Below are 10,985 nucleotides of genomic sequence, written 5' to 3'. Positions count from 1 at the left end.
CCGGCACAAGGTCCTCTGCCCGTGTTAACACGGCGATGACGAATTAGTGTTTGAGGTATGCAGCCGTCTGAGCCGGGACACGAAGGAACGTCGAAGTTGCCAGCCGGGCTACCAGCGTCTCCGTCTTGGACCCCTGAGCAGTTCGAGCGCTCTTCGCCTTCGATCCATCCGTCTGATCCGTCCAATGTCGGAGTCTTGAAGCGACGTAGACGTAGCGGCCGCCTGAGCACTCGGAGGGGGAGGCTGTGGCTTGCCCTGGGTGCCGGAGTCGTGGTGCTGCTATGTCTGGGTGCCGTGGGTGTCATCGTCGCGCTCTACGATAGTGCGACGGAAGTGAAGCGCTCAGAACCGGATGTCGTCGTAGACAGCTTCCTGCGCGCATATCTTGTGAATCGCGACGACAATGAAGCGGCGCTGTATGAATGCAAGCCCGGAAGCACCCTTGCTCAAATAGCAAGCTACCGGAGCCAGGTCTTGTCCGATGAGAAGAAATTTTCTCTGGGAATTCGGGTAACCTGGACGAGTCTCCAGGTGTCGGACCAGAGTGGCAGCACCACAGTTACAACGCAAATCCATCGCGCCTTCGCTGATGGAAGCGAACGTGCGACTGATAATTGGATCTTCGGGATGCAAAATCAGGATGGTTGGCGTGTATGCGATGCGAGGCGTACATCCTAGCTCATTCCAACCACAATGAGTGGACTGGCACCTCTAGGGTTCGCGGCGTCTTCCCGCTCCAGGACCACGCATACCAGTCAAGCTCATCCGCCACTCGTGCGCAGATATCGCCGCTCCCACTGCTATACAATTCGGTCGTTGCCCGAAGATCTCGCTGACAAGTCCCATCATCAAGGACTCGAATCAATCTATGTCCAGTGATTCGTGAGGACTGTGCTGCCATTATGGGGAGGCGCCGGGGAGGATCGTCGAGAGAAACTAATCTGACTGGCCCTGAGGCCGCGGATTCAAACACCGTAGCCAAACCATACTCTTCGACCCAGACGCGATCTATCGGCACAAGGGCTGCAAATACTTCCGTTCCTTCCGACTCCGCGCGATAAAACTCCGCTTCGCGCATGACGGGTACGTAAGTACGGCTGCCCTGCACGGTCTTCTCGTCCGCGCGCAAGTCACTTCGCCACCCAAGTCCCGGGGCACCGATTATGACTCGACGACCCCGCAGCGGGCCAGTCATGGCTGCTGGAATGGGAACGATCGGTTGCGGAGTTTCGGTGGGCCAGCTTGAACTGTTCGCGAAGGGATCTGGCTCGTGGCGTTGGTTCACTCTGCGCCACCCAATGGAGCGCCCACCTTCTGCATGAACGGGACGGGGTTTATGGCGCCATTACTAGATCGGTCATAATTAAGATGCACTTCGAAATGCAGATGTGGCCCCGATGAATTGCCGCTAGTTCCGACTCGGCCGATTACTTGGCCGGCCGTCACCTTCTGATTCACGTGCACGAAAGGCATTTGGACCATGTGACAGTAGCGAGTCATGATGTTGCCTGCATGCTGGATTTCGACCATCCACCCGCAGCCGCCCTTGCCAGGATAGCCATCCACGTCGCAGGTTTTTCGCCCTTTAAAATCCTCATCGCATTTCACGACGGACACGATCCCGCTAGCGGCGGCGAGGATTGGCGTGTATCTGCCGACGATTAGATCTACGCCTTGGTGGTTGGGTCGGTCGGGCCCGCGGAAGCCGGATCCTACAATCGCTTTTACTGGAATTGTCCAGCCTGATGCTGCTATTTGGCCAGCCCGTGCACAATTCATTGCCAGAGAGTTGCCAACCGCATTTGCTGCGCCATGGGCTAATAGATTGACCATCTGGGTTGCGGCCGGCTCGTGTTTAGCATAAGCATCTGGGTACGCACTGATCTGAACGGCCTGCGCGGCTCGAGTCAGTGACATATTTTCCCAACCCTGGATAGTCTTCAACTTCTCATAGAACTTGGTAGCGGCATATTCAGGGTCCTGGAGCTGTGCTGGCTTTCCCCAGCCCGAACTAGGCCTCTGCTGGAAAAGCCCCAATGAGTCGTGGTCGTTTCGTGACCCTAGGTTGCCTAGATTGGATAGGCCGGATTCCTGCATCGCGGTTGCTACGGCGATAACCCAGGCGCGAGGAGGCATTTTCAGCGCAGCCCCGACGTTGACGATCACTGCGGCATTGTGGACCTGCTGAGAACCGTATTGTCGAACTTGGGGAAGTTTGCCACCTAGGGCGATCGGCCCACCCTGTCCGCATCCAAAAGAGGCGGTGTTTGTGGATGTCTGATCGCGCCTCTTACTGATTTCGCCGAATACCAGAAAAGTGATACTGCCTCCGCAGCACAACAATGCCAACGTGGTCACGACGGCAGTAAGCAAGACGGCTTTCTTGGACGCCCTGAATTTCATGTCGCTTCCCAGTCGATGCCGTCAACCAGCCAGTGTCCGCTCGATGCGATCAGACGAAGACTCAATCTTCCCTTGTCCATCGTGACGGCTGCATTAACTTGCGTCTCATTAACGACCTCGAGGGTGGGCCGCCCAATGACCTGGTTAGCTGGCACGCCAGCAGGATCTGCTCCGCGAAGTTGATTCTCGAGGTCAGTTGTAGCGTTCGGCAGTAGGCGATCTAACCAAGCCTTCGACGTGACCCCGGTATGACTGGCCCATGCAGATGCAAATGCGTAAGCAACCGCCTCCGGCTGAGCTCGGCCCGGGCTGGTTCTAGGTTTTGGAGGAGGATCGGACGATATGACGCTGTCATCTTCAGACGGATCGATGCTTACCGTAACACTGGGCGGATTAAGACCAGCGATCGGCGAGTTGCTGTTTCCGCTAGATAGCAGCCGTCCAACGCCGACCACGGCCATTACTACGGTTACAAGCACGAGTGCGACACCCCAACGGCTACGGAAAAGTGCGTTGAGAACGCGCGCGACGATCGCCGACACTTGTCACCTCGCCTCGGAGCGCACCCGTGGAGTCGCCGGTTCCTGAATTGTCGCCCCAGTAGACGGTCGATAGATGGTGTACGACGCTGGGGTCTCTGTGGCCTCCGGCTCTGCCCACTCGGTACGCCTAGGTCGGTTCCGGCTCTGAGAAGGCTGACTCGTGCCGGCTATAGAATGAGCACTGGCAGCGGCTTCACCATGTACGACCTCGCTACCGTCCGGACGAATTTGCATCGGCGGGTGCGCGGGGAGCCCTCGTTCAACCACATTGGAATGGGCAGTATTTATTGCTGTATGCGTCGAGTCTTCGAGGCGGGCTTCCGGACGTAAGTCGCGTGTTTCGGCACGGACCACACGGCTATTCTTTCCAAAATTTGCTGGGGAGCCGGCGCCTTCAGCGGCCTCCAATTTGGCAGCTTCGCGCATATCGCGAAAGAAGCGGCGATGCCAGGAGCCCCCCGAAGCGATAGCCGCAGCGTTATCCTTGCCGCCCAATTGCGTAATTCTACGGTACGGGCGTAGGAGAAGCCATCCGACGACGCCACAGAGCCAAACCAATACGACCTGCAGCCAACCGGCCAAACTCGCGGTATTCATGATGAGATCGACTGCGAATAAATATATGGCAGCCCCTGTGCCGAATATGGCCACATTAAAAACGGCTGCCACAACGGCATTGCCTAGGCGCCGGATTCCTGCACTAGCCGGGCGAAGAAGGCCAACGGTTCCTAGGATGGGTGCTGCAATCACTGCCCAACGAAATATCAAGAATCCAAGTAGGACAAGGATCGAGGCGGTAAGGTCGAACATTGCAAACATGACCGCAGCGAGGACGGCGATGAACCCAGCACCGACTCGTTCCATGCCGTTCTTTCCCTGAAGATATTCGTATGCTTCCGGGTCTTCCTTACTGATCTGTTCGGCTACCTTCTTCCACTGCTCTTTTTTTCCGTTGAGGATGCCATCGCGGGTTCCGGGGTTGTCTCGGATGCGCTGTGCTTCGTCCCATGTTAGTGAGCGAGCGTCGTATAGTGCAGCGCCGTATTTTTTGGCGGTATCGCTGTCGGCCGAGCCAAGAACTCCACGCAGCCAATTACGATAGAGCATAGTCTCCGTGGCGGTGTCACTAGCGCGCACGGCTGGTGGCCGCTGATCCTCACATGAGGTTGGCTTCAGGCGACATCCGTTACCACCACTTTGCGGGCGAGGTCCGACGGCATCGTGGACAACACCTAGCGTGGTGACCAAGGTTTGATCCGCAAGATTAGCTGATCTAACTGGCCAAGCGGCGATTGCTGTTACGGCAACCATTACCAAGATTGCCCATCCGGCGGTTGTTGTTGCAGCGCCCATGTCAGCTTGGCGTGAACGCCATATCAGGTAAAGGCCAACTATCGCGAGCGTGATCACGCCGAATACGCTAAATACCTTTTCGTAAACCGCTTTGGTCGCTTGGTCTACCAGAGGGTCGGCCCAGCCCCACATTGTTGCCGGGTCCCAGGCTCGCTCCCTTAGCGCGTTAGAGGCGCCGATTACGGCCGTGGCGACCATAAGCTCGCCATTTGCCATAGTATTCTCGATGCCGGTGTCTGCATTTACGGCACCGGCAGCGCAACCGCCGTCTAGATCATATGTATTGTAGCTGTATCCGGCGTACCCGTACTCGCTATATATTCCCTGAGGTCCATCTTTTGTGGATGACTGCGGACGCTCCGCAAACCATCCGGCAAGGCCTGAATCCGGCGTACTGGGAGTCGGAGGGTCTAGGCAATCTACCCGGTTGCCAGCCACCTTCTCCAGTCGGTCGACGCAGCCTTTGAGGTCATTCTTCCATTCCTCAATGCTGCACGCCCCTGAAGGGGCTTTCGATGGGACGGCGTATGCGCTGGCTGGGGTGGCGACTGCCCAAGCGATTGAGGCCGCCACGATCACTACGAGGACTGAGAGAAACGCAACCCCCCGCCGCAGCATTTTAGGCCTCCAGGTCGGACGGGAGAGGGGCCAACTGGGGCTGGGCTGGGCCTGGGGTGGTGTCCAGGTGTTCCAGGAGGCCTTCGACGTAGGAGACGTCGACCCGGACCTTCTGCACCCGGCCGTCCACATCCCGCATCACGAACTCCCGGAAGCCGAGGCGGTGCTGGGACGACGTGTCCACCTGGGACAGGGACGCCAGGGTGGCCTCGTAACCGTCGTGGACCGGGACCCGCAGCAACCGGAGGGCTTCGGAGGCGATTTCCTGGTCCTCGGCGATGCGGCCGACGAAGACGGTGGAGACCAGGTTCTGCACGTCCAGGCCGAGGATGTCTCGGGGGTTCTGGGAGGCGACCAGGGCGGCCAGGTTCCATTTTCGGGAATCTCGGGCGAGGCGGACCAGGAAGGAGCGGCCGGAGCGCCAGCCTTCCATGAAGTGGGCCTCGTCCAGGCCGACCATTTTGCGGGTGGACATCGAACCGCCGTAGCAGCGGCGGACGGCCAGGCGGTGGGCGGTGTGCAGCATCGGCAGGGCCAGGGACTCCTCGGCCGACCAGTATTCTCGTTCGATTTTCAGGTCGGGGAGGCGCAGGCCGGCCATGGTGATGACGGTGAGGGCGGCGTCGGCGCCGAGCAGGTGCTGCGGGGGGCGGCCGAAGAAGAGCAGGGCGAGCGGCATCTCGGCGGTGTCCAGGAGCAGGTTGGCCAGCTCGCGGCCCTCGTCGTCGCCCAAACCCTGCAGGGTGGTGACCACGTCGTCGAGGGTGGAGGTTTCCTCGGCGGGGACCTGACGGACCGCGTGTCGCAGCAGGGTGGCGGTGGAGGCCTCCTTGGCGACCTGCGGGGGGACCAGCATCGAGCAGATGTCCTGGACCAGCATGCGGCGCTCGGCGCGGGCGTTGGAGACGGCGATCTCGAACTCGCGGTCGCCGGTGGCGCCGGTGGGGAACTCGGAGCGGATCGGGGTGGGGATCAACGCGTACGGCGCGAGGGTGCCCTGTTCCGAGCCGGTCAAGTTCAAAACTCGGCTGTACGGGCGGAGTTCCGGCATCTGGCACAGCCGGGCGAGCGGACCGGACGGGTCGAGCAGGGTCACCTGTACGCCGCGGCGGGCGTTCAGGTAGCCGAGGGCGCCCATCAGGGTGGACTTGCCACCGCCGGGCTCGGCGACGAACACGCCGAGGCCGGAGCGTTCCCGGACCTCCATCGGGAAGTGCAGGTCCAGGAAGACCGGGCGACGGCAGGTGCCGGCGGTGCGGCCGATCAGGTCGCCGCGGCGGTCGCCGACCGTGGAGGCGGCCTGCGGGAGGGCGGCGGCCAGCAGTTTGACCGGCATCCGCCGGACGTAGCCGGTGTTGGCGATCGGCTCACCCGGAATGAATTCGCGGGCCAACTGGTCCTGGTTCTTCGGATGCTGCAGGGAGATCCGCAACTCGCGGGAGTACAGCTGGATGAGGCGACGGGCGCGTTCCAGGCATTCCTCGCGGTTGGCGCCGCTGACCGCGATCCGGTGCCAGCCGTGCGCCCGGGCCGAATCGGTGGGCAGACCCGTGGTCATCTCGTCGCCGATCACCAGGGCGCGCTTGGCGAGGCGTTCCAACTCGGGCGGGGCGTCGATGCCGTGCTCGGCATAGTCGAGCTGCTGCGAGCGGATCATCCGGAGCCGGTGCTCCAGGTTCCTGAACGAGCTGTTCGAGCCGAGGATGTCGATCCGGGAGGAGAGCTCCATCGGCCATGGCAGGCGCTCGTGGAAGTGCATCCACGGCTCGTGCCGCTCCGGGATCTCCAGCGGCTCCATCCGGCCGACGGAGAGGACCGCGACGTGGCGTTCCTCGCCGGTCATCCGGTTGACCAGCTTGACCGTCGACCCGTACGGCGTGCGGTAGCGCTCGACCTGCTCGGTCAGCGCCAGCAGATCGCCGGTCTCCCAGTGGCCGTTGGAAACCGGGGAGAGCAGGCCGGGCGGGGCCATGCCGAGCGCCACCGAGCGGAACAGCAGCCACTCCAGCTCCTGCGGAGTGACCCGCCGGCCACGCATGCCGAAGGCGTTGAGCACCTCGTCGAACTGCTCGACCGTACGCCCGAGTTTGCGTCGTTCGTTTTCGGACGTGCCGCGGCCGAAAGCGCGCAGGATCCGCTCCGAGAACGTGTCGCCGAGCGAGCGCCGGGCGAAGGTCACGCCCAGGTAGGTCTGGCCCTCCGCGTGGTTCACCGAGAGCAGATGGCGCTGCGCCGCGACCAGGTGGTCGGACCAGGATGTCGCGCCCGGCACGTCGGGCAGCGGCCGGGTGGTGAAGGAGTCGACCGTGCGGGCCCACTCGTCGGCCGGGAACGGGCGGGTGGTGCGCCGCAGGTGCAGGCGGAAGCCGGCGAGCCCGGCGTACTGCTCGGAGATCGCGCTCAGCAGCGCCTCGCGCTCCGCGTCGGGCCGGAACGCCCAGCGGACCTCGGGCAGGTGATACCAGGCGGTGACGGTGCTCTGGGTGAACGTCAGATGGCCGGCGATCTCGCTGATCGCCAGCTCGATCGCCGGATCGCGGTCGTTGAACTTGAGTTTCTGGGGGCGCAGCGCGGCCGGTTTCGCGGCCTTCGGCTCCTTGGTGCGCCGGCGGGCCGGAGCTTTGTCGGTGACCGTCGCGGGCACCGGCAGCGGTGCGGCGACCGGCGCCGACAGGGCCGCGGGCGAAGCGGCGGGAGCGGCCAGCTCCGGGGCCGGGGCGGGCAGGCGGCGCGGCGCGGGCCGGCTGTCTTCGGGGCCGTGCGGTGCGGGCCGGCTCTGTTCGGGGCCGCGCGGAGGCCACTCGTCGTACTCCGACCAGTCGTCCTCGTCCTCGACGACGAAGGGGGTGGACGTGATCGCCGGTGATGGTGGCGGGGCGGCCGCGGGCAGCGCGGTGACGGTGCCGTGGGGGAAGCCGTTGCGGGCCGGACCGGATCCGTTGGCACGGTGACCGTTGGTCCCGGCCGGTTTCGCCGGAGGATCACCCGGACGGGTGGGCGCCGGCCCGGCCGTGCCACCGAACAGATCGAGGAACGGTGAGTCGATGTCCATCGTCGTGTCGACCGGCGTGCTCAGCGGACGCACCGCGTTCGGCGCCTGGAACACCCCGACGCCGCCGTGCCCCGGTGCGGCGACCAGCTCGTCGGGCTGCTCGACCGCCTCGGGCGAGGAGTAGTCGTTCGGGCGCACACCGTTACTCTGCCTGTCGGCGGTGGAGGCGCCCGCGCGGGGATGCCCGGGCGGAAGGTTCGTGGTCATGCCTGAACACCGCCGGCGGGGATGGCCACACTGGTCATACCAACTCCTCCCGAACCCGGATGCGAGTGGCGACAAGTCTCGGATCGCGCCGCTCGACGGCTGACTCGCGGGTGCGGCGCCAGTCGGTGAGCGCGGTGCGGATGACGACCCGGGCCGGCCGGTCCGGGTCGACATGCCGGAACACGTACGACGTCGACACCATGGCCAGCGCGATCTCCCACGCCGGGAACGGATCGAAGGTGAACGTGATCAGATAGTGGATGACCATGAAGAGGGGCACCAGCACGACGAACATGCCGTACTGCGCGTACGGCAGGTGGACGGGCAGCGTGTAACCGGGCGGGCCCAGATAGACGAGGCGGGCCCGGTAGATGTCGTCGTCGGTCCGGAGCCGCATCTCAGTTGAAGATCAACTTAATCAGCGCGTCACCGACGAAGAACAGGGTCGCCGCCCCGGCGATGAACGCCAGGCCCACGATCGCGATCGCGGAACTGGTGAGCACCTTGGAGACCTCACCGCGGCTCGCGCGACCGATGAAGATCACGCCGAGCACGGCGAGCAGGATCGGCGCGATGTTCTTCGCGAAGAAAGTGACGATGCCCGACGTGTTGATGCCGGTGGGCTCGGCCGGTGCGGCGAGCACACTGCTCTGGAGCGCCGTCATCACGTGACCGGCGACCTCGGTGGCAATCATCGGTAAACCTCCCCGTGTCCGGTATGGGGGGTACGGACACGCTGCAGTGGTAAAGCCGTTCGGCAACGCCCATATCGTGCTACCTGTAGCTCACCACGTCGAGTGAGCCGTTCGGGCACTGCCATGCTTGTCTGCTCTCTTCGGTCACTTCATGATGCCCAGTTCCGAAGAGTACGGCGCGTACTTGCGAGCAACAAGCGTCCGTTTCGTTACTCAAGGTGAAGGAATGCATGAATGTGCGTCACCAGGTCATCGTACACCTGTTCGAACAACCCTCGCCCCGTACGCTCGGCGGGTGCTGACTCCGCCGACAGAAGCCCAGCTCATCGGGGCTGATCTGATGCATCGCGATCACCCGGTCGTGATGGGCGTCCTGAACGTCACGCCGGACTCCTTCTCCGACGGCGGGCGCTACACCGACCTGGACGCCGCCGTCGAACATGGCATTTCTTTGTACGCGCAGGGGGCGGACATCATCGATGTGGGCGGTGAGTCCACCCGCCCGGGCGCCGAGCGGGTCGACGCCGCGACCGAGGCCGCCCGGGTGGTCCCGGTGATCGCCGCGCTGACCGCTGCCGGGGTGCCGCTGAGCATCGACACCACCCGCGCCGCCGTCGCCGAGGCGGCGCTGGCGGCCGGTGCCGCGGTGATCAACGACGTCTCCGGCGGGCTGGCCGACCCGGGCATGGCCGCGGTCGCCGCGGCGGCCGGCTGCCCGTGGATCCTGATGCACTGGCGCGGGCACTCCCGCGACATGCAACGCCTGGCCACCTATCAGGACGTGGTCACCGAGGTGCGCGACGAGCTGCGGGCCCGCGCCGACGCGGCGGTCACGGCCGGGGTGGACCCGGCGCGGATCGTCCTCGACCCGGGGCTGGGCTTCGCCAAGAACGCCGAGCACAACTGGGCGCTCAGCGCGCGGCTCGACGTACTGGTCGCCCTGGGCTTCCCGGTGCTCTTCGCGGCCAGCCGCAAGACCTACCTGGGCCGGTTGCTGGCCGGCCCGGACGGGACGCCGCGGCCGGTGGACGGGCGGGAGGCGGCCACCCTGGCCACCTCGCTGCTGGCGGTCGCGGCCGGCGCCTGGGGCGTCCGGGTGCACGAGGTCCGGGAGACCGCCGACGCGCTCGCCGTCTGGCGCGCCACCGGAGCGCCTCGGCTGGCCCTGGAGAAGTAGGGGAACGATGGGGCAGATCACACTCACCGGACTGCGCGCCCACGGCCGGCACGGGGTCTACGACTTCGAACGGGAGCAGGGCCAGGACTTCGTCGTCGACGTCCGGCTCGACCTGGACCTGAGCCGGGCCGCGGCGACCGACGACGTCGCCGACACGGTGCACTACGGCGAACTGGCCACCGCTCTGGTCGCGGTGCTCACCGGTGAGCCGGTGAACCTCCTGGAGCGCCTCGCCGACCGGCTGCTCGACGTCTGCCTGGCCGATCCGCGGGTGTCCGCCGCCGAGGTGACGGTGCACAAGCCGCAGGCCCCGATTCCGCACGAGTTCGCCGACGTGGCGGTCACCCTGCGCAGAGAAAGCAGAGAAAGCAGAGAAGACGGAGAAAGAGGCAGGGGAAGCGAACGGGGGAGAGGATGAGCCGCGCGGTGCTGTCGCTGGGCGCCAACCTCGGCGACCGCCTGGCCCACCTGCGGGCCGCTGTCGCACTGCTGGGCCCGGCCGTGCGGGCGGTCTCCCCGGTCTACGAGACGCCGCCCTGGGGAGACGCGGAGCAACCCGCGTACCTCAATGCCGTCCTGATCGTCGAAGACCCGGCAGCGACGCCGCACGACTGGCTGGAGCGGGCCCGGGCCTGCGAGGCGGCCGAAGGTCGCGAGCGCGACCCGGACCGCCGGTTCGGGCCGCGCACCCTGGACGTCGACGTGATCGCGGTCTGGGACGCCGACGGGCGCCCGGTGCACCGCGACGATCCGGAGCTGATCCTCCCGCACCCGCGCGCCCACCTGCGCGCCTTCGTGCTGACCCCGTGGCGGGACGTGCAGCCCGACGGTGAGCTGCCCGGGCACGGCCCGCTGACCGGGCTGCTGGCCACGCCCGAACTCGCCGCCGACGTCGCCGGAGTCACGCCTCGTCCGGATCTGTCGCTAGAGTCGTAGGC

Annotated in this window: 11 protein-coding genes; 4 read left to right on the top strand and 7 right to left on the bottom strand. The window is 64.8% G+C overall.

Annotated elements, in window-relative coordinates; translation table 11 throughout:
- The first annotated feature begins 294 nt into the window (after window positions 1-294).
- Window positions 295-678, top strand: a complete 384-nt coding sequence (locus tag ACSP50_RS39900) for a hypothetical protein (RefSeq protein WP_231956812.1) — start codon at window positions 295-297, stop codon at window positions 676-678.
- Between the two features lies 1 nt (window position 679).
- Here ACSP50_RS39900 and ACSP50_RS44520 read toward each other — a convergent pair whose 3' ends face one another.
- The 7 genes from ACSP50_RS44520 to ACSP50_RS39865 are packed head-to-tail and all read right to left on the bottom strand — an operon-like array spanning window position 680 to window position 8,870.
- A complete protein-coding gene (locus ACSP50_RS44520) occupies window positions 680-1,285 on the bottom strand; it encodes a hypothetical protein (protein ID WP_052311839.1) in 606 nt (201 codons plus the stop codon).
- Window positions 1,282-2,403, bottom strand: a complete 1,122-nt coding sequence (locus ACSP50_RS39890) for a M23 family metallopeptidase (RefSeq protein ID WP_014695018.1) — start codon at window positions 2,401-2,403, stop codon at window positions 1,282-1,284. Before ACSP50_RS39890 ends, ACSP50_RS44520 begins: the two co-directional genes overlap by 4 nt.
- A complete protein-coding gene (locus ACSP50_RS39885; RefSeq protein ID WP_052311838.1) occupies window positions 2,400-2,945 on the bottom strand; it encodes a hypothetical protein in 546 nt (181 codons plus the stop codon). Before ACSP50_RS39885 ends, ACSP50_RS39890 begins: the two co-directional genes overlap by 4 nt.
- A gap of 3 nt (window positions 2,946-2,948) precedes the next feature.
- The gene (locus ACSP50_RS39880) at window positions 2,949-4,916 is read right to left on the bottom strand and encodes a hypothetical protein (protein ID WP_014695017.1); all 1,968 of its coding nucleotides are present in this window, start codon (window positions 4,914-4,916) and stop codon (window positions 2,949-2,951) included.
- A gap of 1 nt (window position 4,917) precedes the next feature.
- The gene (locus tag ACSP50_RS39875; RefSeq protein WP_014695016.1) at window positions 4,918-8,175 is read right to left on the bottom strand and encodes an ATP-binding protein; all 3,258 of its coding nucleotides are present in this window, start codon (window positions 8,173-8,175) and stop codon (window positions 4,918-4,920) included.
- Between the two features lie 34 nt (window positions 8,176-8,209).
- Window positions 8,210-8,572 (bottom strand): hypothetical protein, encoded by a 363-nt coding sequence (locus ACSP50_RS39870; protein ID WP_014695015.1) that lies wholly within the window; start codon window positions 8,570-8,572, stop codon window positions 8,210-8,212.
- A 1-nt stretch (window position 8,573) separates the two neighbouring features.
- On the bottom strand, window positions 8,574-8,870 hold the full coding sequence (locus ACSP50_RS39865; protein WP_014695014.1) for a hypothetical protein: 297 nt from the start codon (window positions 8,868-8,870) through the stop codon (window positions 8,574-8,576).
- Between the two features lie 340 nt (window positions 8,871-9,210).
- On the opposite strand from ACSP50_RS39865, the gene folP reads away from it, so the two are divergent.
- The 3 genes from folP to folK are packed head-to-tail and all read left to right on the top strand — an operon-like array spanning window position 9,211 to window position 10,983.
- Window positions 9,211-10,047, top strand: a complete 837-nt coding sequence (gene folP / locus ACSP50_RS39860) for a dihydropteroate synthase (protein ID WP_052311837.1) — start codon at window positions 9,211-9,213, stop codon at window positions 10,045-10,047.
- A 7-nt stretch (window positions 10,048-10,054) separates the two neighbouring features.
- Window positions 10,055-10,465, top strand: a complete 411-nt coding sequence (gene folB / locus ACSP50_RS39855; protein ID WP_014695012.1) for a dihydroneopterin aldolase — start codon at window positions 10,055-10,057, stop codon at window positions 10,463-10,465.
- Window positions 10,462-10,983, top strand: coding sequence for a 2-amino-4-hydroxy-6-hydroxymethyldihydropteridine diphosphokinase (folK, locus tag ACSP50_RS39850; RefSeq protein WP_014695011.1), 522 nt, complete (start codon window positions 10,462-10,464; stop codon window positions 10,981-10,983). Before folB ends, folK begins: the two co-directional genes overlap by 4 nt.
- Window positions 10,984-10,985 lie beyond the last annotated feature (2 nt).

This window comes from Actinoplanes sp. SE50/110, from assembly GCF_900119315.1.
GTDB lineage: Bacteria > Actinomycetota > Actinomycetes > Mycobacteriales > Micromonosporaceae > Actinoplanes.
Note: the sequence above shows the minus strand (reverse complement) of the source record. Positions and strands in the feature narration are given on the sequence as shown.

Bases quoted from the DNA above. Each gene is read 5' to 3' on its own strand.
- ACSP50_RS39890 (WP_014695018.1), bottom strand. From the start codon at position 2,403: ATGAAATTCAGGGCGTCCAAGAAAGCCGTCTTGCTTACTGCCGTCGTG.
- ACSP50_RS39880 (WP_014695017.1), bottom strand. From the start codon at position 4,916: ATGCTGCGGCGGGGGGTTGCGTTTCTCTCAGTCCTCGTAGTGATCGTG.
- ACSP50_RS39875 (WP_014695016.1), bottom strand. From the start codon at position 8,175: ATGACCACGAACCTTCCGCCCGGGCATCCCCGCGCGGGCGCCTCCACC.
- ACSP50_RS39870 (WP_014695015.1), bottom strand. From the start codon at position 8,572: ATGCGGCTCCGGACCGACGACGACATCTACCGGGCCCGCCTCGTCTAT.
- ACSP50_RS39865 (WP_014695014.1), bottom strand. From the start codon at position 8,870: ATGATTGCCACCGAGGTCGCCGGTCACGTGATGACGGCGCTCCAGAGC.
- folP (WP_052311837.1), top strand. From the start codon at position 9,211: ATGCATCGCGATCACCCGGTCGTGATGGGCGTCCTGAACGTCACGCCG.
- folB (WP_014695012.1), top strand. From the start codon at position 10,055: ATGGGGCAGATCACACTCACCGGACTGCGCGCCCACGGCCGGCACGGG.
- folK (WP_014695011.1), top strand. From the start codon at position 10,462: ATGAGCCGCGCGGTGCTGTCGCTGGGCGCCAACCTCGGCGACCGCCTG.